Source organism: Streptomyces sp. NPDC043746 (assembly GCF_056436485.1).
The window spans coordinates 312,204-336,654 of record NZ_JBWKCM010000005.1; the positions used below are offsets into that span (position 1 = coordinate 312,204).

Here is a 24,451-nt window from a genome sequence, read left to right on the forward strand (position 1 = left end):
ATCGCAAGGAGAACCGACATGTACCAGCACATCCGCCGATCCGCATACCACCTTGCCCAGGGCGGTGAGCCCTGGATCGAGGACTTCCGCGCACTCGCCTTTCCCGAACACTGGCACGCGGAACTTCTCGAACTGCACAACTACGGGCGCGACGAGGAGAAGCGGCAGCTGACCCTGCCCACGCGCCGACTCGACGGCGTGCTGCAGACCCTCGCCCCCGACGTGATCGTGCGCCCCCGCCCTCGTATCCCCGTCGAGCCTGGGCCGGAGCAGACCCGACGGATCGCCGAGGACTACTGGATGTACGTCCCTGCCTCGGCGACCGATCCGCTCCCGGACCGTTCCTTGCGGCAGCTCCTGGACGCCTGGCTGCGCACACTCGGTCCCAAGGGCGCGCGGCAGGAACCAGGATTCCGTTCGCTGCTGCTCGCGAGCAGCGCCGGGCTCAAGAGCAACCTGCCCGAGTGGCAGCCGGTCACCGGTGTCGAACTGCTCACCGCCCCCGTCACCGAGGGCGGTACCGCAGCCCTCGATCCCCGGCAGTTCCAGCTCGCCACCGATGCGTTGGCCCGCCGCATCCTGACCCTTGACCCCTACCCCTTCGAAGGCGGCGAGCTGCGCTTTCGCGCTGTGCCTCGCGGACCCCGCGACCAAGGCGCCGAACTCATGTCGCAGCCTCTTTGCCGAACCGTCAAGCGCAAGGAGTGGTGGTTCTCCGTCGTACTCAACATCTCGCTGCACACCACGCCGTTCGACGCCAGGCCGCGCCTCCATCTGCACTGGGGCGTACGACGATGGGCGACGCATCCACGGGCCGCCACCAAACGCCTCAACCTGTCCTACCGGGAGGCCACCACGGTCTACTTGCGGCCCACCATCCCCTGGCTGCCCGGAGCACCGGCCACCGAGCGCTACGCACTCGCCAGGCTGCGCCGGGACCGGGCGGCCGACACCTTTGCCTGGTCGGAGAACGACACCGCCGGCATCCTGCGCGGGCTCAGCCTCGCCGGGAACTTCCCCGACCCCGAACACCTCCTCGCCGAACCGGGTTCCTGGATCGGCGAGGGCCGCGGCGTACGCGCCGCCGTCGTGCACAGCACCAGGATGGGGAAGCACGAGATCGGTACCGGTTTCATGCCCAACCAGCGCGCCCAGCTGACCGAATGGGCCGAGCAGGCTCTTCCGGAGACGGTGGTGCGGGTACCCGATCTGAGGCGGGGGCGCGGCAAGGGCATCGGTGCACCGGAGAACCGGCGGCCCAAACCGAGGACCGACGAGGCCAAGAAGACCGAGCTGCTGCGCGAAACCCAGGCGCGCAGGGCGAACCTCGCGGCACAGGCGCGTATCGTCGGCGGGCACTCGCACCGCAGCGGCCCGCCGCTGGTGGAGGTCCGGTTGCTGTGGCAGTCACCCGAGGTGCGGAAGGAAGCGGTGACCCAGTTCGCACACGCCCTGGGCCTGGACGGGGATGGCGGTGCCTCGGCCGCAGCGATCACGGATCGGGACTTCGACGAGGCCAGGCCCGGGGCACCGGTCGTTCTGGAATGGCGGACGGAGGAACTCACCCTACGACTGCGGTGTCTGCCGCTGGCCGACGGACTCGGGGACCGGCTGGTGCCCGACCCGGCCGTCAAGGCCAAGGGCGCGGCCATCGCGACGGCCATCGGTGAGCGCCGCCGCGCTCTGCGCTCATGGCTGAGTGCGGACGGTGCGGACCCCGACCACCCTGAACTCGCTCTGGTGGAGATCGCCCACCGCAGTACCTTCCGCCCGCTGACGACCGACCCCAAGTTCGCTGTCCGCCTCGGGTGTGCCGACGCAGGGGTACTGACCCAGTTCGTCGTGACCCCGTCCACCGACCGGCAGATCGACAACGCGGACAGCATCGAGCACCGCACCCACAGCTCCTGGCTCGACGGACTGCGTCAGCTCGGCATTCGCGTACTGCCGCGGCACACTCTCGGCGACGACCTGCCCGACGGACTTCAGTACGCCGCCGTCTGGATGGTGAAGCGCCGCAAGGACGGCCCGACCCGGCTGCCCAAGCACCTGCCTGTGGCCGTCCTGACCACCCCTCTGCCGGACGCGGTCGGCCTCGCGGCCGTGCGCGGCTGGGACGACACCGCGGGGGAGTGGGTGCCGTATCCGCGCTTCCTCCTCGGCCTGGTCAAGCAGGCCGAGATCGACCCCGACGCATGTGCCGAGCCAGACGCACAGGACGGCGACCCGTACCCCGCGAGCTCCCGTGTGACCGGCAAGCAGTGGCGTACCAACCTCGCCCAGCAGCGCAGGGAGACGTCGGCATTCCTGCAGCGCGTACTGCACTCGCTGCGCGGTCAGCCCACCGCGCTGATCACCCACGCGCAGAACAGCAGGCTGCACTGGCCGTGGCTGCAGGACGGCCGGATCGAGCGGGATCTGATCCAGGTGGGCCACGCTCCCGCGGGCCGGCTAGACGACGAACTGCGCCTTGTGCGCGTCCGCGGGTGTGGCGGACGGGAGACCGCGCAGTGGTGGGGCCTGGCGGGACCCGGTAAGCCGCACGGACAGCCAGCCGGCTTCTGGGCCCCGACCACCCCGCCGCCGGGCGGGGTTCCCTCACGTGACCGGATCTTCTACAGCACCACGGAACGCCCCGGTACCCATGCGGTATCGCCCGCTCTCGACCGCCTCGCCACCCGGGTGAACGCCGCGGGCAACCTCACCTCACAGGCTGGCACCAGCGCCTGGAACCCGACCTTGGTCGAGATCTCGGTTCTCGGCTGCCACGCGGACGGCGATCCGGCCGTCCCCGCACTGGGCAAGCCGGATGAGGCCGAGGCTCTGGCCCTCGCCGTACACCAACTGCGCCAGGCGCCGGACTATGCAGCGGCACTGTCCCTGCCGCTCCCTCTGCACCTGGCGGGACTGGCCCAGGCGTATGTCCTTCCGATGTTCACGGAAAGTGATGTGACTCCAGGACAGGAGACGGCGGAGCCCACTGACGAGCGGGGACAGCGGAGTACGACGGCGAACGACCTGGACCCGGACCTGATGGACGCTGCCGGGTTGACCACGGAACCCGAGATGGAATTGGAAGAAGAGGATGGGTGAAGCTCTTCTGTGCGACGCGTTGCGCTGCGGGACAACGCGGTTCCGCGTGTGGGTCTCCATAGTGATGAAGCGTCCATGCTGCCAGGCGTCTTCATCCTGAGGGACGCGCGAGAGAAGGTCCTCCGCCTCGGTGGTCGACGCGCGGCCGCTCAGCCCGTCGGCTCCCTCCCAGCTGGTGATCACCAAGCCTCGTCGAACGCTTGGGTTTCGCACTCTCCGAACCGGCCCCGCGCCAGCGAGAAAGAACAGGGCAGGTGCCGCTTTGACGCTTGCCCTGTTCTTGATTGACAACTCGTCAGTATGGCTCTGACCAGCGACTACTCTCTCGCAAGTTGCAGCGGGTGGTGATGTGCTGCCCGAATCGGGGGACGCATGCGGGACGGAGGGCCCTCATTAGGGGGGCAAACTAGGTTAAATCGCCCTCTCGGGCAATGGAATAGCCCTTCGCGAGCGATCTCACAAAGGGCTAAAAACCGCCTCTGACCTGCATAAACGTGCGCCCCCGGCAGGACTCGAACCTGCGGCCAAGCGCTTAGAAGGCGCCTGCTCTATCCACTGAGCTACGGGGGCCGGGAGCCCTGGTCGGGTGGTTCCGTGGCCGTGCCGGGACAAGGATAGGGCTCTGATCGCCTGGACCCGGTTGCTTCACCTGCGTGGCACGATGTGGAGGTTCGGTGAAGCGAACCGATAATCGCAGGTGAGTGCGGATCCTGCACTGCTTTTCGCGCCATGCGGCCCGGGTGTTGTGCACTCGTTATGCCTGCGTCCCACTCGTCCCCCTTGTCCGGAGCGGGTTCATGGTCGGCCCGTGGTCTCGCCGTGGTCGGTCCGAGGGCTCCCTCCGGACGCTGTCCGGAGGGAGGAACCGCCGCGCAGAGGGGCCTATAAGCTTCAAAAGGGCGCCAAAATTGGGCATTCTTCGCATGTGGTGACCATGGACGTACGGCCTCAGCTCATCGACGCACTTTCCGCCCTGCGCGACCGTGTCGCCGCCGTGCGTCTTCCCTTCCCCCTGCCGGGGGCCGAACGCGCCCGGCAGACCAGGGTCGAACTCCTCGCGCAGCTCGACGACTACCTCCTGCCCCGGCTCAAGGACCCCGAAGCCCCGCTGCTCGCCGTGATCGGCGGGTCCACGGGGGCCGGGAAGTCCACGCTGGTCAACTCGCTCGTGGGGTGCCGGGTCAGCGAGGCCGGGGTGCTCCGGCCCACCACACGCACACCCGTACTGGTGTGTCACCCCGACGACCACCACTGGTTCGCGGGAGTACGGGTGCTCCCGCACCTCACCCGGATCTGGCTGCCGCCGGGGCAGCCCCGGGACCTCGACGGGCTCGACGACCTCGGGACCGGCGCGGACGACGAGGCCGACGTGCTGCGGATCGAGACCGCCGTCAGCCTGCCCCGCGGCCTCGCCATCCTCGACGCCCCCGACATCGACTCCCTCGTCGTCCGCAACCGGATCCTGGCCGCCGAGCTCATCTGCGCCGCCGACGTCTGGGTGATGGTCACCACCGCCTCCCGGTACGCCGACGCGGTGCCCTGGCATCTGCTGCGTACGGCCAAGGAGTACGACGCCGCCCTCGTCACCGTCCTCGACCGGGTCCCCCACCAGGTGATCACCGAGGTCTCCCGGCAGTACGCGGCGCTCCTGACCCGCGCCGGACTCGGGGACGTACCCCGCTTCACCATCCCCGAACTCCCCGAATCCGCAGGTGGCGGCAGCGGACTGCTCCCCACCACCGCCGTCGCCCCGCTGCGCGCCTGGCTCACCCACCGGGCCCAGGACCCCGCCGCCCGGCAGCAGGCGGTGGGGCGCACGGCCTCCGGGCTCATCGAGTCGCTCAACGTGCGGATGCCCGCGCTGGCATCGGCCGTCGCCGCGCAGTACGCCGCGTCGGTCCGGCTCACCGGAGTCGTCGAGGACGCGTACGCCCAGGAGGCCGACCGGATCCGGCGTCGGCTGAAGAGCGGGGCGGTCCTCTCCGGGGACGCGCGGACCCGGTGGCGCGGCTACCCCCTCTACAGTGCCCCCGGCGAACTCCTCGACGCCCTGGTGGACAGCCTCATCGCCCTCCTCCAGTGCTCCGTCTCTGCCGCCGACGCGCAGATCCGTACGCAGTGGGGCCGTGAGGCCGCCGCAGGGGTCTTCCGGTTCGAGGGCGCCGGGCGGGAGGCCGGGGGGTGGGGGCCCGTCGAGGACATCGAGGGGCGGATCGCCGTGGCCGTACGACGGTGGCGGCGGGTCCTGGAGGAACTGGCCGAAGAAGAGGTACGGCAGCTCGAACGCAGTGTGGCACCCGACCCCGAAAGCGTCGCCGCCCTGCTCGCGGCGGCCCTGCTCGGCGGACGGCGGGCCCGAACGGCCGGGGAGCAGCTCGCCGAGCACATCGGCGCCCAGGGCGCGCTGCGCCTGGGCGACAAGGGCGGCGAACTGCTGACGAGCTGTCTGGACCAGGTGCTCGGTGGCGAACGCGACCGCCGCCTCGCCCCGCTCGACGCGCTCGACGTCGCCCCCGAACCGCAGGCCGAACTGATCGCCGCGCTGTCCGTCATGCAGAAGGAGAGGTGGCAGCGATGACCGCCGTCACGGACGAGAACCAGGGAAACGGTACGGCGGCCACAGGCGGGCCGCGGGAGGAGGAGGCTCCCGGGAAGGACGACGGGCGCTGGGACGACGGGCTCATCGCCCGACGCGCGGCCCCGGCCGACGGGCGGGGCGACGGGTCAGGGGGTACGGACTCGGGAGGGGGCGACTCCCGTGCGGGAAGCCGGGGCCACTCCCGTACGGGCTCCGCCTCCGCGGCCGACGAGGACGACGTACGGCCGCGGGTCGAGGCGTACGGGCCCTGCGGCGAGCCGCTGTCGGCCCGGCTCGACGCCCTGCGCGAACTCGTCGGCCTCTCCCGGGCCCGGCTCGGCCGGGACACCCTCACCGAGGCCGGACGCGTCCTGGACGAGGCCGCCGCCCGGCAGCGGCTCTCCTCGCGGCACACCGTCGTCGCCATCGCGGGGGCCACCGGGAGCGGGAAGTCGACCCTGTTCAACGCCCTCGCCGGGGCCCAGATCTCCGAGACCGGGCTGCGCCGCCCCACCACCTCCCAGCCCATCGCCTGCAGCTGGACCGACGGGGCCGCGGGGCTGCTCGACCGCCTCGCGATCCCCGGCCGTCTCCGCCGCAGGCCGCACCCCGGGCCCGCCGCCTTCGACGAGGCGCTCCAGGGGCTCGTCCTGGTCGACCTGCCCGACCACGACTCCGCCGCGACCGCCCACCGGGACCAGGTGGACCGGGTGCTGGCGCTGGTCGACGCGGTGATCTGGGTGGTCGACCCGGAGAAGTACGCCGACGCCGCCCTGCACGAACGCTATATGCGCCCCCTCGCCGGCCACGCCGAGGTCACCTTCGTCGTCCTCAACCAGATCGACCGGCTCCCCGGCGAGGCCGCCGAACTCGTCCTCGACGACCTGCGCCGGCTCCTGGACGAGGACGGCATGGCCCTGGGCGAGCACGGCGAAACCGGCGCCACCGTCATGTCCCTCTCCGCCCTGACCGGCGACGGGGTGCCCGAACTGCGCGAGCTGGTCGGCCGGTTCGTCCAGGACCGCACGGCCGCCACCCGCCGGCTCTCCGCCGATGTGGACGCGGCGGCTGCGCGGCTGCGCCCGGTGTACGTGGCGGAGGGGCGGCCGGGGCTGGGGGAGCGGGCCCGGGAGGAGTTCACGGACCGACTGGCCGAGGCGGTCGGTGCGGCCGCCGCCGGGCAGGCGGCCGAGCGGGAGTGGCGCCGGAACGCGGGGCGCGCCTGCGGGACGCCGTGGCTGCGGCTCTGGCGCTGGTACGAGTCCCGGGGGCTGCCGGGCAGCCTGGACCGGATGGGCCAGGCGCTCGCCCCGCCGGAAGAGGAGCTGACGGCCCGGCAGCGCGTCGAGCAGGCGGTCCGGATCGTCGCGGACGACGCCGCCGACGGGCTGCCCACCCCCTGGGCCCAGGCGGTGCGCGAGGCGGCGTTCACCGGGGCGAAGGGGCTGCCGGAAGCGCTGGACGAGCTGGCGGTGAAGGCGGCGGCGGGTCCTGTCAAAGGCTCGGGCAGGTCTTCGGGGAAGGGGTCGGACAAACCGTCCGGGAAGGGCGCGGGTGCTCCCGAAGGGGGCGGGCGCGCCGGTGCCGCGGGCCGTGGTGGTCCGGTGACCGGTGTGGCGCTCGGCGGCCGTCCGGCCAAACCGCCCCGCCCGAAGTGGTGGCCGGCCGCCGTGCTGGTCCAGGCCTCCATGACGCTGGTCCAGATCTTCGGCGGGCTGTGGCTGCTCGGCCAGATCGTCGGGGTGCTGGAGCCCGGGCTCGTCACCCCCGCCCTGATCATGCTGGCCGGGGTCGTCGGCGGGCCGCTGGTGGAGTGGTCCTGCGCGGCGGCCATCCGGGGGCCCGCCCGGCGCTACGGGCAGGACGCCGAACGGCGGCTGCGCGAGGCGGCGGCCGCGTGCGGCCGGGCCAGGGTCCTGGACCCGGTCTCGGCGGAGCTGGTGCGCTACCGGGAGGTGCGCGAGCGGTACGCGGCGGTGACGGAGTTCTCCACAACCGGCCGGTAATCCACAGGCTCCGGCGCACTCCGTCCGCGGCGTCCACCATGAAGTCGGTACCGGTGGCCGGGAACGACGGGCATCGGCCACCCGGAACACAGGAGACGGAATGCGGGGGCGGAAATGAACGGGACGATGGTGACACTGGTGGGGAACGCCGCCACTGCGGTGGAGTTCCGCGAGACGGCGGCCGGGGGAATGGCGCGATTTCGCCTCGCCGTGACCCCGCGGCGCCGGGACCGCGAGACCCAGCTCTGGACGGACGGGCCCACCAGCTTCTACACGGTCTGGGCGTGGCGGACGCTCGCCACGCATCTGGCCGCGTCGGTGGCGATCGGGGAACCCCTCGTGGTGCACGGCAGGCTGAAGGTCCGCGAGGAGGAACAGGACGGCGGACGAAGGACGTTCGTGGATGTGGAGGCGGTCGCGGTCGGCCATGACCTGAGCCGGGGGACTGCCGCCTTCCGCAGGGTCGTCAGGACCGGGCCGCCTCCGGCCCCGGCCTCGCGCAGTAAATCCGACGGAGCGTCAGGAGATGGTTCCGGCGCGTCACCGGCCCTGTCGCCAGGCGTCTCCGAACGCGTTGCCGAAAGGGCCGCTGTGTCCTGAAAAAGCTGGTGGGGGTGGGCGACAGGGCCATAACGATTCCGATTCGGAATGGTTGGGCGGAGGCGGGACGGGGGACTGCGGTTCGCCCGTTCCTTAGGATTCCCAGAGCTCATGGGTCACTTGAGTCTGCTGGCGAGGCATTCCCCACACGCGCACCACGCGCGAGGGCCTCGCCCGGAGGGGAATTCTGTGTTTTCTGCGCCTTCAGTGTCCGCTTCGCCGTCCGACGCGCAGGCGGGGCACGCCGCCCGCGGCAGAGGGGCGCGGACCGGGGGGACCTCCGGGCGCGGACGGGGCCTCCTCCGCCCGGTGGCCGTGCTGCTGCTCTCCGGTCTGGTCACGGCGGCGGCCACCCTGGCGGGGGCGGGCGCGGCGGCCGCCGACCCGGGGCGGCACCAGGGCGGCGCGGCGGCGGTGCTCGACGGGCTGAAGACCTTCGACAACGCCGTGCTCCGGATGCCGGGTGAGAACGGTGCGCCCGCCCGCACGCAGGAGCTGCCCGCCGGGCTCTTCGAGATGACCGTGGACGGCGGAGGCAGGCTCAAGACGTACTGCGTCGACCTCCACCATCCCGCCCAGGACCAGGCGAAGTACCTGGAGACCCCGTGGGCCGAGACCTCGCTCGGCGCCAACCGGAACGCCGGGAAGATCCGGTGGATCCTCCAGCACTCCTACCCCCAGGTCGACGACCTCGCCGCGCTGGCCCAGGCGGCGGGCACCGGACCGCTCACCGAGCGGACCGCCGCCGCCGGCACCCAGGTCGCCATCTGGCGGTACTCGGACGGTGCCGACGTCACCGCGTCGGACAAGCACGCCGAGAAGCTCGCCGACTGGCTGCACAAGAGCGCGCGCAACGTCGCCGAACCCCGAGCCTCCCTGACGCTGGAGCCCGCGGCGGTGTCCGGCCGGGCGGGCGAGCGGCTGGGCCCGGTGACCGTGCGTACGGGCGCGGGCCAGGTCTCCGTGTCGCCTCCGGTGGACGCGGCGGCGAGCGGTATCGCGGTGACCGACGACGAGGGCACGCCCGTCACCTCCGCCGTCGACGGTGCCCGCCTCTACTTCGACGTGCCGGAGGGTTCCGCCGACGGCTCCGCCTCACTGACCGTCCAGACCACCACCTCCGTCCCGGTCGGCCGGGCCTTCGCCGGGACCACCCGCACCCAGACCCAGATCCTGGCCGGCTCCAGCGGGTCCACGGTCTCCGCGCGGGCCACCGCCACCTGGTCCGAGACGGGCGCCGCCCCCGCGCTCACCGCCCGCAAGAACTGCGTGGCCGGCGGCGTGGACATCACCGCCGTCAACCGGGGCGACGAGCCCTTCACCTTCGAGCTGGGCGGCACCGAGCACACGGTGGCCGGCGGAGCCACCGAGACGGTCACGATCCCGGTCGCCGAGGACCAGGCGTACGACTTCACCATCACCGGCCCCGGCGGCTTCCGGAGGAACTTCACCGGCGTGCTGGACTGCGCCACCAGCGGCAGCGTCATCGCGGCCGAGAAGGACCTCCCGGGCGACGAGGACGGCGGGATCGGCACGCAGAGCGCCCGCGACCACCTTCCCGCCTCCACCGGCAGTGCGACCTCGGGCCTGGAGGGTGACCTCGCGGCCACCGGCGGCTCCAGCACCACTCCGATGATCGCCGCCCTCGCCGTCGTCCTCATGGCCGTCGGCGGCGGGACCCTCTTCGTCCTGCGCCGGAAGGAAGAGGCCGCACGGACCGGCGCGTAACGGCTGGTCCCGGGGCTGGCCCCCGGGACCGAGCCGGTCGGTTCCCGGGGCCGGAGCCCGTCGCTCCCCGGGGCCGGAGCCCGTCCGTCCCCCAACGGGTTTCCGTCCGGGGACGGACGTCAGGCAAGATGGGTGTATCTGCCCACACCTCTATTGCTGCCGGACGGTTTCTCTTGGCTGAGTTCATTTACACCATGCGCAAGACGCGCAAGGCGCACGGCGACAAGGTCATCCTTGACGACGTCACCTTGAACTTCCTGCCCGGTGCGAAGATCGGTGTCGTGGGCCCCAACGGCGCCGGCAAGTCCACGGTGCTGAAGATCATGGCGGGCCTGGAGCAGCCGTCCAACGGTGACGCGTTCCTGTCCCCGGGCTTCAGCGTCGGCATCCTCATGCAGGAGCCGGAGCTGGACGAGAACAAGACCGTGCTGGAGAACGTCCAGGACGGCGCCGCCGAGATCATGGGCAAGCTCAAGCGCTTCAACGAGGTCGCCGAGCTGATGGCGACCGACTACTCCGACGCGCTGATGGAGGAGATGGGCAAGCTCCAGGAGGACCTGGACCACGCCAACGCGTGGGACCTGGACGCCCAGCTGGAGCAGGCCATGGACGCCCTGGGCTGCCCGCCCGGCGACTGGCCCGTCGTCAACCTCTCCGGTGGCGAGAAGCGCCGCGTGGCGCTCTGCAAGCTCCTCATCGAGGCCCCGGACCTGCTCCTCCTCGACGAGCCCACCAACCACCTCGACGCCGAGTCGGTGAACTGGCTGGAGCAGCACCTCTCGAAGTACGCGGGTGCCGTCGTCGCCGTCACCCACGACCGGTACTTCCTCAACAACGTCGCCGAGTGGATCCTCGAACTGGACCGCGGCCGCGCGATTCCGTACGAGGGCAACTACTCCACGTACCTCGACAAGAAGGCCGCCCGCCTCAAGGTCGAGGGCCGCAAGGACGAGAAGCGGCAGAAGCGCCTCAAGGAGGAGCTGGAGTGGGTGCGGTCGAACGCCAAGGGGCGCCAGACCAAGTCCAAGGCCCGTCTCGCCCGGTACGAGGAGATGGCGGCCGAGGCCGACAAGATGCGGAAGCTGGACTTCGAGGAGATCCAGATCCCGCCGGGCCCGCGCCTCGGTTCCATCGTCGTCGAGGTCGAGAACCTCTCGAAGGCCTTCGGCGACAAGGTCCTCATCGACGACCTGTCGTTCACGCTGCCCCGTAACGGCATCGTCGGCGTCATCGGTCCCAACGGCGCGGGCAAGACCACGCTGTTCAAGATGATCCAGGGCCTGGAGACGCCCGACAGCGGCTCCATCCGCGTCGGTGAGACCGTCAAGATCTCCTACGTCGACCAGTCCCGCGCCAACATCGACCCGAAGAAGACCCTCTGGGCCGTCGTCTCGGACGAGCTGGACTACATCAACGTCGGCCAGGTCGAGATGCCTTCGCGGGCGTACGTCTCCGCGTTCGGTTTCAAGGGCCCGGACCAGCAGAAGCCGGCCGGTGTCCTCTCCGGTGGTGAGCGCAACCGCCTCAACCTGGCGCTGACGCTCAAGGAGGGCGGCAACCTGCTGCTCCTCGACGAGCCCACCAACGACCTCGACGTGGAGACCCTGTCCTCGCTGGAGAACGCGCTCCTGGAGTTCCCGGGTGCCGCAGTGGTCATCTCCCACGACCGCTGGTTCCTGGACCGCGTCGCCACGCACATCCTCGCCTACGAGGGTGACTCCAAGTGGTACTGGTTCGAGGGCAACTTCGAGTCGTACGAGAAGAACAAGATCGAGCGCCTCGGCCCGGACGCGGCCCGTCCGCACCGCGCCACGTACAAGAAGCTCACGCGAGGCTGATGGTCTTGGCTCGTCACCTCTACCGCTGCCCCCTGCGCTGGTCGGACATGGACGCCTTCGGCCACGTCAACAACGTGGTCTTCCTCCGCTACCTGGAGGAGGCGCGCATCGACTTCATGTTCCGGCTGGCGCCGGGGGACGGCTCGCCGTCGTTCTCGGGCGGGTCCGTCGTGGCCCGGCACGAGATCGACTACGTACGGCCGCTCGTGCACCGGCACGAGCCGGTCACCGTCGAGTCGTGGGTCACGAAGATAGGCGCCGCGTCGCTGACGATCGCCTACGAGATCAAGGACCCCGAGCAGGTGTACGTACGGGCCTCGACCGTCGTCGTCCCGTACGACCTGGCGGCGGAGCGGCCCCGGCGGATCTCCGCCGAGGAGAAGCTCTTCCTCCAGGAGTACCTGGCAGAGGAGCCCGCCGCGGCATGACCGTGCCTGTGCAGTCGCTGCTGTTCGCCGACCCGAGGGAGGCGGCGGATCTCGCCGCCTTCCTCGGTCGGCTGCTCCACTACGACCGGGCCGCCGCGGTCCGGTTGCAGGCGGGCGGCGGCGACGCGCTGGCCGTGTTCGGCCGCCCGCCCTCCTTCGAGGTCCTCGCCATCCGCGCGGCGCGCCTGGCCCGGCCCGAGACGCTCGACGTCACGGTGTCGGCCGGGGAACTGCTGGAGTCCCTCGACGTCTCCGGGGAGGACCTGGGGGACGCCTCCGGGAAGGACGCCGGCGAGCGGGGCGGTGCGCTGCCCGCTCCCGTCACCGGGCCGCCCTGGACCGGTGTCCTGCCGCCCCGGGGTCCCTGGCGGGAGCAGGCCGGGCTGCCCGGCCCCGAGGCCCTGCGCGCCGCCCTCGACGAGGCCGTCGCCGAATTCCGTACGCGGGACGAGGCACTGCCCCAGGAGCTGCGCACCCGCGCCGAGCGCGACCGCATCGGCCGGGAGATCTGGTCCCGCCCGGTCGGCGCCACCGAGCTGCCGCTGCGGGCGGTCCACGCCGCCCAGTCCCTCGGCTTCCTCCGCCCCGACCCCGGCTTCCCCGTCTCGCTCCTCGCCGCGGGCGGCTGGCTGCGGCTGCGGACCCCGTTCGGCTCGGTCGCCCTGCGGCGCGATCCGGTGGGCGGGCTGGGTGCGCTGGCTCTGACCGTGGGGCACAGCTGAGCGGATCCCGGCCGTGGGGCACAACTGAGCCGGGCGATCAGCCCGGCTCGTCAGCTTCCTTCCGGCCCGTTGCCGTCAGTCCGCCGTGTTGACCATCGAGGCCGCCGCGTACGTCAGGTAGTCCCACAGCTGCTTCTCGTGCTCGGGCGCCAGGCTCAGCTCGTCCAGCGCCACCCGCATATGGGCCAGCCAGGCGTCATGGGCCGCCCGGTCCACCCGGAACGGGGCGTGCCGCATCCGCAGCCTCGGATGGCCGCGGTGGTCGCTGTAGGTGCGCGGGCCGCCCCAGTACTGCATCAGGAACAGGGCGAAGCGCTCCTCGGCCGGGCCCAGGTCCTCCTCCGGGTACATCGGCCGCAGCAGCTCGTCGCCCGCCACCCCCTCGTAGAAGCGGTGGACCAGGCGCCGGAAGGTCTCCTCGCCGCCGACCTGCTGGTAAAAGGTCTGCTCCTGAAGCGTGTCGCGCGGAATCTCTGTCACCCGTCCATGGTCGCAGACGCGGCGGCCGAGGTCAGGGGTCCTAGGACCAATGGCCGGGACCCCTCCTGCCCGGCGTGCGGTCGCCTCCGCCGCCCCGCCGCAGGACAGTGGAGTCATGGGCGCACACCGGGAAGTTCCCGCCGGGACCGGCTCCGACCCCGAGGCCGATGAGGCGCGGCACACCCTCGTACGGGACATCGTCGCGCGGGGCGGGCTCACCGACCCCGCCTGGCGGGCCGCCTTCGAGGAGGTGGAGCGCCATCTGTTCGTGCCGTACTACTACGTGCACGGCATCGGCGGCTACGAGCGGCTCTGGGGCGAGGACCCCGATCCCGTACGGCGCCGACGCTGGCTGCGTGGTGTGTACGGCGACGAGGCGCTGGCCACCCGGATGCGGGACGGCGAGCTGATCTCCTCCTCCAGCCAGCCCTCGCTGATGGCCCTGATGCTGGAGGCGCTGGAGCTACGGGACGGGCATACCGTCCTGGAGATCGGCACCGGCCCCGGCTACAACGCGGCGCTGCTCTCCCACCGGCTCGGCGACGCGGCGGTGACCAGCGTCGATCTGGACCCGGAGATCACCGAGTCGGCCCGCGCCCACCTCGCCGCCGCCGGGTACCGCCCCACGGTCGTCACCGGCGACGGGGCCCGGGGCTGCCCGCGGCGAGCCCCGTACGACCGGATCATCGCGACCTGCACGCTGCCCTCCGTACCGTCCGCCTGGCCGGAACAGTGCACACCGGGCGCGCTGATCCTGGCCCCGGTCGCCACCGGGCTCGTGCTGCTGGAGGTCCGCGCGACGGCGCACGGTCCGCGCGCCGAGGGGCACTTCCTGCACACCCCGGCGTACTTCGTGCCCCTGCGCGGGGCCTCGCCGCCGCCTCAACCCATCGCGCGCCCCGGCGGGGTGCCGCGGCGCGCGATGGGGGACGAGCTCTTCCGGTTCCTGCTGACCCTGACGGCGGGCAGCCTCGACCCGCACGATGCCCTCTCCCTCTGGGAGCGCGAGGAGCGCCCGCAGCGGGAGCGGTACGGCGTCACGGTCGCGGACGGCCGTCAGTGGGCCTGGCTGGACGATCCGGAGGGGCCGTACACCTGGCCCCTGGACGAGGGCTCCTAGTCCCGGCGGATCGTGATCGTCGTCCAGGCCCCGACGTGCACCCGATCGCCGTCCTGGAGGGGAACGGGGACGTACGGCTGGATCGGGTCCTCGGCGCCGTTGAGCGTGGTGCCGTTCGTGGACTTCTGGTCGACCACGGACCAGCCGCCGTCGGGCTGCTGCACGAGCACCGCGTGCTGGTGGGAGACGCCCGGGTCCTCCGGCGGCACGGACAGGTCGATGTCGGGGGACTCGCCCGTGCTGTGGCGGCGGCGGCCGATGGTGACCTGGCTCCCCGTGAGCGGCAGACGCTGCTCGGGGGAGTACGCGGGCAGGTTCAGCCCGCTCGCCTCGGGGCCGCTGCGCTGCATCATCGCCAGGAAGTACTCCCGGTCCGGCGCGATGACCGCGGTCCAGGTGGTGGGCGCGGCCTGCTGCGGCTGACCCTGCCCCTGGCCGTAGTCGTCGTCGCCGTAGGACGGGGCCTGGTCCCGGTCGGGGCTTCCGCTTCGGTACGGGTCCTGCTGCTGGAACCCCTGCGGGGGCTGAGGCGCCTGGGCCTGGGAAGGCGGCGAGAGGACCCAGTCGTCGTCACCGCCCCCGTGTGGAGGCCGCTGCTGGGCAGGCTGCGGCGACTGCTGGGGCTGCGGCTGCTGCTGGGGCGCCTGCTCGGGCGGCGCGAAGGGCGAAGGCGCCGACTGCCGGGGCTCGAACGCCGGAGCGGCCTGCCGCGGGTGCCCGGGCGGCGGGCCCTGCTGGAAGACCGGCGGGGGCGGCGGCGGACCCTGCTGGAACGCGTGCGGCGGGGGGCCGCCCTGGCCGCCCGGACCGCTCTGGGTGCCGGGGCCGGTGGAGCCGCCGCGCTCGTCCTGGCCGCCCGGACCGGGCTGCTCCGGGGCGAGCGGCTCGGCGGGGCGGTTCATCTGCGAGGGCCGCGAGCCCTGGAACTCGAAGGGGTCCTGCTGCTGCGGGACACGGCCGGGACCTCCCTGGCCCCCCTGGCCTCCGGACGGCGGGCCCTGCTGGGCCAGGAAGCCGGGCGGCAGGTCGAGGCCGGACGGCGGGCCGCCGGGTGCGCCCGAGCCACCGGGCGTGCGGTGCTGCGGGGCCAGCGGCGTGTACGAGGTCGCCGTGCTGGTGATGAAGTTCCAGCGGCACTCCTCGCAGAACGGCGCCATCGCCTCGCGCGGCGTACGGCACTGCGGGCACAGCTCCGCCTGCATCGTCGGCGGACCGCCGTCGTTGTCGGCGGGCGGGTAGCCGTAGCCGGGCGCGGGAGGCGGCGGCGGAGGCGGCGGGGGTACGGCGCCGGCGGGGGCGCCCGTTCCGGTCATGCGGTGTCCGCAGACCTCGCACCAGTCCTCGGAACCCGACTGATGTCCGTTCGGGCAGGTCGGCATGTCGGCGCTTCCCCCTCTCCTCGTCCGGCCCCGGGGCCGTCATGCTGTCGATCGTGGCTGCTGTACTCGCGAAGACGTGGTACCGCTGACGTGCTACTTCTTGACGCGAACCGTCTTCGTGGAGCGCGTTTCGAGGGTCATCTCGTCCGCCTCCGCGACCTTCGCCTTCAGTCGCACAGTACCGGTCGCCGCATCGACCACGTCGACCACCTTCGAAAGCAGTTTCGCAGTCTCCTCGTTCCCGGACACCGATGCCAGCTGCACCGCCCGGCCCAGCTTCGCCGTCGCCCCGTCGAAGTCGCCGGACTTGCGGGCATCCAGCCCCTGCTGGATGACCTGCGCCAGTTCCGCCTGCCCCGTGTAGTGCGCGACCTGCGGATTGATCGAGGTCGAGGCCACCGTGTCGTCCGTCCACACCGCCCGTACGAGCCCCTGGGAGAGCACCTGCCAAGCCGCCGCGCCCGTGGAGTCGGGCAGGATCAACGAGGTCCGGGCCGCCAGCATCTCCTGGCCGATCCCGGCCTCCGGGACCCGGACGCAGATGTGGTAGTCGCGGGACTCGTCGCCCCAGGAGCCGGTCGGATAGTCCCCGGTGCGCGGGCCGGCCTCGGTGCGCCGACCGGTCAGGTCCTCGACCGTGGGCGCCACCTGCTTCACGAACCGGATCTCCACCCCCACGGGCGTCCAGAGCCGCAGCGCCACGTCCGCGACCTCCTTGCCCATCGCGTTCTCCATCATCCGCGTGAAGTCGGCGGCCAGGTGCGAGGGGTCCGCGACGATGTCGGCGGTGCCGAGCAGCGCGGAGGCTATCGAGGTGACCTCTTTGACCTCCCAGTCGGTGCCGACGCCCCGGGCGTCGCAGGTGAACCGGCCCGCGCAGGCGTCCAGCGCGGCCCGCAGACCCTCGGGTGCCTCGTGCTCGTTGCGGCCGTCGGTCAGCAGGATGCCGTGCCGGATGTCGGCGTCGGCCGTGTCCAGCAGCCGGTCGGCCAGCCGCAGCCAGGTGCCGATCGCCGTCCCCCCACCCGCGCTCAGCCTCCGCAGAGCCTCCTTGGCCTGCTCCTTCGTGGCCGCGTCGGCCACCGCGAGCCGGCCGTTGCCCGGGTAGACGTCCTGCGCCACATGCGTACCGGCGACCACCGCGAACCGGGTTCCCTCGCGCAGGGCGTCGACGGCCGCCGCCGTCGCGTCGCGCGCGTTGCGCATCTTCGTCGGCGGATAGTCCATCGAACCGGAGCAGTCGACCATGAGCACCACGGCCGCGTCCGCCGCGGCTGAGGGCGCGGTCCCCGCCAGCGGGACGCCGCCGGTCGTGCCGCCCCCGGTCGAGGTGACGGTGACGATGGCGTTGACCTCGCGGCCGCCCTCCGGCAGGTACTCGTTCTGGTACACCTCGACGGAGAACCGCGGCACGTTCGACTTGGAGAAATTGGCCATCTGGTCTGTCCCCCTCCTAGTGGCTCACCCGGTGCCGGCGGCCGATCCCGGACTCGATCCTGCCCCCTGCGGCTCCACGGCGAACGGCAGCAGCGCCACTGTCACGTTGTCGTGGCCCCCACCGTCCAGCGCGTGTCCGACGAGCACCTGGGCGCCCCGCAGCGGGCTTCGGTGGGCCTCCGGAGGCACGGCCGCGGCCATCTCCTCGGCGGATTCCGCGTAGTTCCACAGGCCGTCCGTACAGACCACGACCAGGCCCGGGCGGTCCGGCTTGAACGCGGCGGTGTGCGGCTCCAGTTCGTAGGAGTCGGCGCCGAGCCAGCCGGTGATGGCGTGGGCGCGCTCGTCCGCGTACGCCTCCGTCTCGTTCATCAGCCCCGCCGCCACCATCTGCGCCGCCCAGGAGTCGTCCTCGGTGAGCCGGGCGGGCGGGCCGCTCCGGTCGTCCGGCACCCAGTAGACCCGGCTGTCCCCGACCCAGCCGACGACCAGGAGCCCGCCCGCCATGATCGCGCCGACCAGGGTGCAGGCGGGGGCGTTCTGCCGACGGTGGGCCTCGTGCTCCGCCGCCTCGGACGGGTCCTGGGCCAGGGCGTTGACGGCCTCGGCCGCGGCGACGATCGCCTCGTGCATCGCCTGCTGCGGGTGCGTGCCGCGTGGCAGGGACTCCAGCAGTGCCTCGTTGGCGGCGCTCGCGGCGGCGGCCGACGCCTCGTCGGGCCGACTCGCGGAGGAGACACCGTCGCAGACGATCGCGACGACGGCGGGCGAACCGTCCGGCAGCGCGGTGGAGGAGACCGCGAAGGAGTCCTCGTTGCGGTGGTGTCGCAGGCCCCGGTCGCTGACGGCGGCCACCGAGCCCAGCTCCCGCTCCACGTGGTCCCGCTCGCGGGGCTGGGCGTGCCCGCAGTTCTCGCAGTACCCGTCGGGGTCGACCCGGCCGGACCGGCAGGCCACACAGACCTTCGCTCCGGCGGCGGGCGGCGGGGCGGGTTCCGCCGTACGGGGGTCGGGGGCGGCCAGCGTGAAGTCGCCGGAGGTGCCGGGGGGTTCGGGGGCGTCGAGGGTCCCGGGCGTGCCGGCGGCGACGGAGGTGTCGGGGGCGGTGGCGGGTGCCGGGCTCGGCGGTCCCGCCTGCGGGTACTGCGGCGCGGCGGGTGCCGTCGGCAGCCGACTGCCGTCCGGGTCCGTGCCCGGCAGGTCCGTCGCCCGGTGTGTGGGGGCGGGCCTGTCGGAGCTGTCCCCCTCCGCCGCGGCCAGTCGCTCCATGGCCACCGCCGACGCACCCGGCGGCACGCCGATGGGCTGCGTCGGCCGGGTGTCGGGGCGGGTCGGCACGGCCGAGAGGTCGTAGCCGCACGCGCCGCAGAACAGGTCGCCGGACGCCGGTGGTTCCTCGCAGCCGGGGCATCTCGCCAGGGCGGGCTGCTGGTGGCTCTCTGACATCTTCACACCCACGTCCGGGGGCGGAAACGGTTGGCCCGCTCCACCAGTTCGATCCTCTCCTCGCCCCGCTGCGCGAGCCGGGCGAGCATGCGGTACGAGCGCTCCAGGCCCAACCGCACTCCCCGCTCGTCCAGTTCGGCGCCGAGCAGCCTCCGGGTGCCCGGGGGCCCGGCCGCCGATCCGCCCGGCGGCGGGGCGCCGGGACTACCGGAGAGTACCCAGTCCAGGGCCTTGCCCAGTACCTCCGTAGTCAACTGCTCGCGACGCACCGGGTCCAGACCGGCATCGCTCAGCGCCGCCACCTGCGCACCGGCCGCCGTCAGGTCGGCCGACAGCGGCTCGGCCGGGTCCCGCTCGCGCAGCCGGGCCCGTACGGCGGCGACCCGGGCCGCCGTGTAGTGGATCGACGCCTCCGGCACCGACTCCAGGGTCCGCGCCGCCCCCACCCGGTCCCCGGCCGCGATCTGCACCCGGGCCAGCCCGAACGCGGCGCTCACGAAGCCCGGGTCGGTCGTCCACACCAGGTGGTAGTACTCGGCGGCGTTGTCCAGCTGGCCCAGCACCTCCGCGCAGATCCCCAGCGCCAGCTTGGGCGCGGGCTCCCCGGGGAACGCGTCGTACACCGCGTCGAAGGAGAGCGCCGCGACCTCGTGGTCACCGTTCACCAGCGAGGCGACGCCCCGGTACCACACGACCCGCCAGTCGTCCGGGTGCCGGGTCTCCAGGGCGGTCAACGCGGCAGCGGCGGCGTCCGGTTCACGCAGCTCCAGCCGGGCCCGCAGCTCCCGCAGCCGGGTCTCCAGGGAGGCCGAGGGCACCGCTCGGAGGGCCGCGATCAGCTCGGCGGGCGCGGAGGCCGTCAGCCCGGCGAGGAATCCCGCGTTCGGGTCGTTCGCGTCGACCCGGGGGACGGGGAGCGCCAGGGCGGACGCGGGCGCGTCGAACGGGGCGAGCCGGACACCCCCGGCCACCGCACCGAACGGGCCGTACGGGGTGGCGCATCCGGGCCGGGCGGCGGCGGGGCCGGTCTCCCGGGGCGCCGACGGTACGAGAGGGGGCCCGGGGTCCGCGTGGGCCGTCGCCGGACCACCGCCCCGCGAGCCGCCGTCGTACGGCCCTTCTCGTACGCCTCCGGATCGCGGGCCGCCGTGTGAACCTTCCTGGACTCCTCCACCCCGTGCTCCCGGGGACGGGCCTCCGCGCGGGCCCGCGTCCGAGCCGCCTCGCGGGCCTGAACCCTGCCCCCCGCCCCGAACATGCGTCGCCGCCGCTGTCAGCGGTGCCGCCCCCGGGCCGCCGGGCCACCCGCCCGCCCCCGGACCGGACGGCTGCCCGCCCACCGGCAGCGCACCCGCCACCGCCGACGTCACGGCCCCCGGAGCCACCGGGCCACCCGGCGCCGAACCGCGCTGCCCCGGCGTCGGACCACCCGGACGGGGTACGCCCCCGCCCTGCGCCGGGATACCCGGCAGCGGTCCCGTGCCCGCCGCACCGCCTCCCGTACCGCCCCCGCGCCGGCCGAAGAATCCGCCGCGCCCCGAGGCCGCCGAGCGGGCGCCCAGCCGGGAGACGTCGTCCACCTGCTCGGCGAACAACTCCGTGTCGACCACCCGTAGTTCCGCGCCGAACAGTGCCGACAGCGCCGGTCTCGGCATCCCGCTCTGGAGTGCCACGACCTCGCGCAGCACCCCCGTCAGCTGCTCGGCCATCTCCGATGCGGAGGCGAACCGCCGGCCCGGGTCCGGGTCGGTGGCCCGGACCAGCAGCCGGTAGAAGGACTCGTAGGTGCGGAACACCTCGACGGTGTCCGGGTCCGGGAGGGAGTCCGCGAAGACGTTCGTGTACCCCTGGAAGTCGAAGGTGAGGACCGCCAGCGTCCGCGCCACCGTGTACAGGTCGGAGGCGACGGACGGGCCGACCTCCGCGATCTCGGGGGCCTGGTAGCCGACGGTGCCGTAGATGGCGGACTCGTCGTCGTCCATCCGGCGGACCGCGCCCATGTCGATCAGCTTGAGCTGGTCCTCGGTCTGGATCGCGTTGTCGACCTTGAAGTCGCAGTAGAGCAGGTTCCGGCTGTGCAGATGGCCGAGCGCCTCCAACGCCTCGATGCCGTACGCGCAGGCCTGCTCGACCGGGAGCGGGTCGCGTTTCCCGGACGGGGTGCGGCGCTGGTTGGCGATCTCCTTGAGCGCCTTGCCGCCGACGTACTCCATCACGATGTATCCGTCGAGGGAACCGGTCCGCTGGTCCAGGTGCTCGACGAAGTTGTAGATGCGGACGATGTTGGCGTGCTCGATCTCGGCGAGGAAGCGGCGCTCGGAGATGGCCGCCGCCATCGCGTCCTGGTCGCCGGTGTCCAGCAGCCCCTTGAGGACCACCCAGCGGTCCGAGACGGCCCGGTCCACCGCGAGGTAGACCCAGCCGAGCCCGCCGTGCGCCAGACAGCCCACCACCTCGTACTGGCCGTGCACGATGTCGCCGCCGGTCAGCTTCGGCACGAAGGAGTACGGGTGGCCGCACTTGGTGCAGAACCCCTCCGTCCGGCCCGGCCGCTCATCCCGCGAACGGCCCACCGGGGCCCCGCAGTCCGAGCGGGAGCAGAACCGCTTGCGCTCGGGCACCTCCGGGTGCTCCATCACCGCCGTCCGCGGATCGGGCCGGGGCACGCCCGGGACCTCCACCAGCCCCACGCCGAGTCGGCCCCGGGCGGAGGAGGCGGCCGACGAGCCCGAGGAGCGCACCGAGACCGAACGGGAGGCGGCGGAGCCGGAGAGCGAGCGCGACAGCCGCCCCGACACCGAGCGCCGCGAGGACGACGAACGGGACGAGGAGCGCGCGGAGGCCCGGGAGGACGAGCGCTGCGAGGAACTGTCCCGGCCCGCCGCCCTGCCCCCGCCCGCGATCCCGGTGGGCGGCGAGGAGACCAGGCCCGTGGGCGAGACGACCGGCGCCAGGCCGCAGGTGCCGCAGTACAGCTCGCCGCCGCCCATGTCCTCGTAGGCGCCCTCGCACTCCGGGCGCTGGCACGGCGTACTCATCGTGTCTCCCTCCGGTCGCCCCGCCGGTCCTCGGGCTCCCCGGACCCCGCCGGTCCCTCGGGCGGCCCCGGCGTCAGCAGTTCGGCCGCCGCCCGCTGGTAGCGCAGCACGCTCTGCTCGGCCACCCGCAGATCGCACGGCGCGCTCCACAGCATCCGGCGCGCCGCGTCGTACCGCTCGATCAGCAGCGGGTCCTCGGCCAGACCGTGCCGGGCCACCTTCGCCCTGTACGCGTCCAGCCGGCCGCGCAGCTCCGCACGGATCGCCAGCGGGGCCGTCACCGAGGTCAGCGACTCGCGGGCGCGCAGCAACTCGTCCTCCGCCTCCTGCTCCAGCGCCTCCAGGAGCGGGGAGAGCCGGTGCCACTGGGCGCGCCTGCGGTACTCGGCGGCGGCGGCCAGCCGCTCCTGGAGCGCCGTCGGCGGTCCGCTGACGGCGGGCACCTCGGAGGCGGCGATCTTGGCCAGCACCTCGCCGCGCGCCGCCCGTGCCTCGGCCAGCGTGCGGTCGGCCCGCGAGAGCACGTCCCGCAGCCGCATCAGCCGCGCCTCGGCGTCCTGCCGCACCGCGAGCACCGCCTCGATCTCCCGCCGCACGTCCTCCAGGGCGCGGGCGGCCCGGTCGTAGCGGGAGGTGTCCGGGCGGCCACCGCCGGGCGCGGCGCTGCCGGGGCCGGGCAGCCAGAACGCCAGCGGGTCGGAGATCACCTGCACCCTCAGGCTGGACAGCTCCTCGGTGATCTCCTCCAGGTCGTCCCCGGCGGGGTGCTCACCGGGGCGCACCCCGACCGAGTGGGCCAGCGAACGGGTGCGGTGCAGCTCGGCGGCGAGCAGGTCGATCCGGGCGGGCAGCGCGGACCAGACGGAGTCCGATGCGACGACCATGTCCAGCGACCTGGCGTACAGCTCGTTCATCCGGGCGACCAGCTCCTGGAGCGAGAACCGCTCCGAGAGCAGGGCCGGTCCGGTGGCCGAAGGGGGCACCACCGCGTCGGAGTTGGCGACCGTGACGGCCTCGCCGCGCAGCAGCTCCGTGAGTGCGGCCAGGTCCTCCCGGTTGGGGTGGCGGCGGCGGGCCCGGATGTCCCTGGCCTCCTCCAACGCGCCCGCGTAGGCGTCGAAGTACCCCCACAGCAGGGTGATCGACCGCTCGGTCGTGGCCCAGCGCTCCCGGGTGACACCGGTCAGCTCGGCCCCCTCCAGGAGCCGGCGTCCGGCGTGGTCCTGCAGGGCGAGGAGGGAGGTCTCGATGGCCTCGTGCTCCGCGCCGAGCCGGGCCAGCGCACGGTCCGCCTCCTCCCGGTCCATCGCCGGGCCGGGGGGCCTCCCCGCGAAGCCGGGGAAGGATCCCGCGACGCTCATCGATCACCTCTCCGCTCTCGCCGCCGGGCCGGTGGGCCGGACGGGGTCGGTTGCTGCGGTTGCGGACGTGGCCACTGCGCCACGCACCGCCTCGGGTCCGTACGCGCCCCGGCGCCCCGGGGTCACCCGCCGCGGTACTTCGGGGCGGGCGGCGCCGTGATGCCGGGCAGTCCGGCGGCCAGCCACTTGCGGTACGACACCATCCAGGCGCTGTCCTCGCCGCCCGCCCGGTAGTCGACGAGGACCTTGTTGACCCGGGCCACCAGGTCGTCGGCGCCCTTCTTCGCCGCCACGCCGTAGTACTCGGTGGTGAACGGCCCCGCACCCTTGAGGGCCACCGCCGGGTCCTGGGCGGCCTGCCCCGCGCCCAGGGCGTTGTCCGTGAGGACGGCGTCGACCTCACCGAGCTGGAGCCGGACCAGGCAGTCCAGCTGGTTGGGGACGGTCAGCCGGTCCGGGTCCTTCTCGGTGCCGTCGAACTCGTCCTTGAAGACCGCCCCGTACGACTTCTTCTCCAGCGCCTCGTACGCCGTGGTGCCCTCGCCGGAGCAGACCCGCATCCCCTTCAGCGACCCGTCGTACCCCGTGATGGGGGAGTCCTTGGGGGCCAGGATCTGCTGACCGGTCTCGAAGTAGGCGGTGGAGAAGGAGACCTGCTCCAGCCGCTTGCAGTTGATGGTCATCGTCCGCACGATGACGTCGACCCGGTCGCGCTCCAGGGCGGCTATGCGCTGGTTCGTGGGGATGGCCCGGAAGACCACCGCGTTCGGGTCGCCCAGGATGTCCTTGGCGAGCGCCCGCACGAGGTCGATGTCGAACCCTTCCAGCTCACCGCTGTAGGGGTTGCGGTAACCCCAGCGGTAGCTGTTCTGGTCGACGCCCGCGACCAGCTTGCCGCGCGCCTTGATCTTCGCGATGCCCGGCCCGTCGGCCGACGAGGGCGGCAGGCTCGCCTCCGGCTCGGTGCAGGCCTCGGCCCGCACCGGCAGGGTGGCCGTCGTGCCGGTCGCCCCCGCCGTGCCCGTCGTCCCCGGGGTGTCCGCCCCGGCGGTCCGCCCGCCGTGCCGGGAGAGCGGCAGCAGGGTCAGCGCGGCGGTGATCACGCACGCCACCGCCATCGCCGTCACCCCGCCCCAGCCGCGCAGCCGGACCCGCGGGGTGCGGCGCCGTGCCCATGTCCTCGCCCTGGTCATCGCT

16 protein-coding genes and 1 tRNA gene are annotated in these 24,451 nt (G+C 73.1%); 9 read left to right on the forward strand and 8 right to left on the reverse strand.

Annotated features, from left to right (window positions below; genetic code table 11):
* Positions 1–18 precede the first annotated feature (18 nt).
* On the forward strand, positions 19–3,093 hold the full coding sequence (locus AC0682_RS08535; RefSeq protein ID WP_478531715.1) for a pPIWI_RE module domain-containing protein: 3,075 nt from the start codon (positions 19–21) through the stop codon (positions 3,091–3,093).
* 497 nt (positions 3,094–3,590) lie between these two features.
* Here the strand turns inward: AC0682_RS08535 and AC0682_RS08540 are convergent.
* Positions 3,591–3,663: transfer RNA gene (locus AC0682_RS08540), tRNA-Arg, on the reverse strand.
* 364 nt (positions 3,664–4,027) lie between these two features.
* Here AC0682_RS08540 and AC0682_RS08545 point away from each other — a divergent pair.
* The 7 genes from AC0682_RS08545 to AC0682_RS08575 all read left to right on the forward strand — a co-directional run bounded on the left by AC0682_RS08545 (position 4,028) and on the right by AC0682_RS08575 (position 12,993).
* Positions 4,028–5,671 carry a dynamin family protein gene (locus tag AC0682_RS08545; protein ID WP_478531717.1) on the forward strand — a complete coding sequence of 548 codons (1,644 nt, stop codon included), beginning with the start codon at positions 4,028–4,030 and terminating at the stop codon, positions 5,669–5,671.
* Positions 5,668–7,677, forward strand: coding sequence for a YfjP family GTPase (locus AC0682_RS08550; RefSeq protein WP_478531718.1), 2,010 nt, complete (start codon positions 5,668–5,670; stop codon positions 7,675–7,677). Before AC0682_RS08545 ends, AC0682_RS08550 begins: the two co-directional genes overlap by 4 nt.
* Before the next feature lie 114 nt (positions 7,678–7,791).
* Positions 7,792–8,277 carry a single-stranded DNA-binding protein gene (locus AC0682_RS08555; RefSeq protein WP_478531719.1) on the forward strand — a complete coding sequence of 162 codons (486 nt, stop codon included), beginning with the start codon at positions 7,792–7,794 and terminating at the stop codon, positions 8,275–8,277.
* Positions 8,278–8,466: 189 nt separating this feature from the next.
* Positions 8,467–10,005 (forward strand): Cys-Gln thioester bond-forming surface protein, encoded by a 1,539-nt coding sequence (locus AC0682_RS08560; RefSeq protein ID WP_478531721.1) that lies wholly within the window; start codon positions 8,467–8,469, stop codon positions 10,003–10,005.
* Between the two features lie 173 nt (positions 10,006–10,178).
* The gene (ettA, locus tag AC0682_RS08565; RefSeq protein WP_079167604.1) at positions 10,179–11,843 is read left to right on the forward strand and encodes an energy-dependent translational throttle protein EttA; all 1,665 of its coding nucleotides are present in this window, start codon (positions 10,179–10,181) and stop codon (positions 11,841–11,843) included.
* 5 nt (positions 11,844–11,848) lie between these two features.
* Positions 11,849–12,271 carry an acyl-CoA thioesterase gene (locus AC0682_RS08570; protein WP_026237383.1) on the forward strand — a complete coding sequence of 141 codons (423 nt, stop codon included), beginning with the start codon at positions 11,849–11,851 and terminating at the stop codon, positions 12,269–12,271.
* A complete protein-coding gene (locus AC0682_RS08575; protein WP_478531723.1) occupies positions 12,268–12,993 on the forward strand; it encodes a DUF8010 domain-containing protein in 726 nt (241 codons plus the stop codon). The genes AC0682_RS08570 and AC0682_RS08575 overlap by 4 nt, the downstream gene beginning before the upstream one ends.
* Positions 12,994–13,068: 75 nt before the next feature.
* Here the strand turns inward: AC0682_RS08575 and AC0682_RS08580 are convergent, their stop codons facing one another.
* A complete protein-coding gene (locus AC0682_RS08580; protein ID WP_478531725.1) occupies positions 13,069–13,473 on the reverse strand; it encodes a globin in 405 nt (134 codons plus the stop codon).
* Positions 13,474–13,588: 115 nt separating this feature from the next.
* Between AC0682_RS08580 and AC0682_RS08585 the strand changes: the two genes are divergently transcribed.
* Entirely contained in the window at positions 13,589–14,593 is a 1,005-nt protein-coding gene (locus AC0682_RS08585; RefSeq protein WP_478531726.1) for a methyltransferase domain-containing protein, read from the forward strand.
* Here AC0682_RS08585 and AC0682_RS08590 read toward each other — a convergent pair.
* The 6 genes from AC0682_RS08590 to AC0682_RS08615 form a co-directional block, all read right to left on the reverse strand.
* The gene (locus AC0682_RS08590; RefSeq protein WP_478531728.1) at positions 14,590–15,972 is read right to left on the reverse strand and encodes an FHA domain-containing protein; all 1,383 of its coding nucleotides are present in this window, start codon (positions 15,970–15,972) and stop codon (positions 14,590–14,592) included. The genes AC0682_RS08585 and AC0682_RS08590 overlap by 4 nt on opposite strands.
* 93 nt (positions 15,973–16,065) lie before the next feature.
* Entirely contained in the window at positions 16,066–17,409 is a 1,344-nt protein-coding gene (locus AC0682_RS08595) for a vWA domain-containing protein (protein ID WP_478531729.1), read from the reverse strand.
* A 24-nt stretch (positions 17,410–17,433) separates the two neighbouring features.
* The gene (locus AC0682_RS08600; protein ID WP_478531730.1) at positions 17,434–18,855 is read right to left on the reverse strand and encodes a protein phosphatase 2C domain-containing protein; all 1,422 of its coding nucleotides are present in this window, start codon (positions 18,853–18,855) and stop codon (positions 17,434–17,436) included.
* A gap of 2 nt (positions 18,856–18,857) precedes the next feature.
* Positions 18,858–21,893, reverse strand: coding sequence for a serine/threonine-protein kinase (locus AC0682_RS08605; protein ID WP_478531732.1), 3,036 nt, complete (start codon positions 21,891–21,893; stop codon positions 18,858–18,860).
* Positions 21,890–23,254: a coiled-coil domain-containing protein gene (locus AC0682_RS08610; protein WP_478531734.1), complete on the reverse strand. Its 1,365-nt coding sequence runs from the start codon at positions 23,252–23,254 to the stop codon at positions 21,890–21,892. Before AC0682_RS08610 ends, AC0682_RS08605 begins: the two co-directional genes overlap by 4 nt.
* A gap of 122 nt (positions 23,255–23,376) precedes the next feature.
* Positions 23,377–24,447, reverse strand: coding sequence for a glutamate ABC transporter substrate-binding protein (locus tag AC0682_RS08615; protein WP_478531735.1), 1,071 nt, complete (start codon positions 24,445–24,447; stop codon positions 23,377–23,379).
* Between the last annotated feature and the right edge of the window lie 4 nt (positions 24,448–24,451).

Excerpts from the sequence above, each read along its gene's own strand:
- AC0682_RS08535 (WP_478531715.1), top strand. The coding sequence starts at position 19 with ATGTACCAGCACATCCGCCGATCCGCATACCACCTTGCCCAGGGCGGT.
- AC0682_RS08545 (WP_478531717.1), top strand. The coding sequence starts at position 4,028 with ATGGACGTACGGCCTCAGCTCATCGACGCACTTTCCGCCCTGCGCGAC.
- AC0682_RS08550 (WP_478531718.1), top strand. The coding sequence starts at position 5,668 with ATGACCGCCGTCACGGACGAGAACCAGGGAAACGGTACGGCGGCCACA.
- AC0682_RS08555 (WP_478531719.1), top strand. The coding sequence starts at position 7,792 with ATGAACGGGACGATGGTGACACTGGTGGGGAACGCCGCCACTGCGGTG.
- AC0682_RS08575 (WP_478531723.1), top strand. The coding sequence starts at position 12,268 with ATGACCGTGCCTGTGCAGTCGCTGCTGTTCGCCGACCCGAGGGAGGCG.
- AC0682_RS08585 (WP_478531726.1), top strand. The coding sequence starts at position 13,589 with ATGGGCGCACACCGGGAAGTTCCCGCCGGGACCGGCTCCGACCCCGAG.
- AC0682_RS08590 (WP_478531728.1), bottom strand. The coding sequence starts at position 15,972 with ATGCCGACCTGCCCGAACGGACATCAGTCGGGTTCCGAGGACTGGTGC.
- AC0682_RS08595 (WP_478531729.1), bottom strand. The coding sequence starts at position 17,409 with ATGGCCAATTTCTCCAAGTCGAACGTGCCGCGGTTCTCCGTCGAGGTG.
- AC0682_RS08600 (WP_478531730.1), bottom strand. The coding sequence starts at position 18,855 with ATGTCAGAGAGCCACCAGCAGCCCGCCCTGGCGAGATGCCCCGGCTGC.
- AC0682_RS08605 (WP_478531732.1), bottom strand. The coding sequence starts at position 21,893 with ATGAGTACGCCGTGCCAGCGCCCGGAGTGCGAGGGCGCCTACGAGGAC.
- AC0682_RS08610 (WP_478531734.1), bottom strand. The coding sequence starts at position 23,254 with ATGAGCGTCGCGGGATCCTTCCCCGGCTTCGCGGGGAGGCCCCCCGGC.
- AC0682_RS08615 (WP_478531735.1), bottom strand. The coding sequence starts at position 24,447 with ATGACCAGGGCGAGGACATGGGCACGGCGCCGCACCCCGCGGGTCCGG.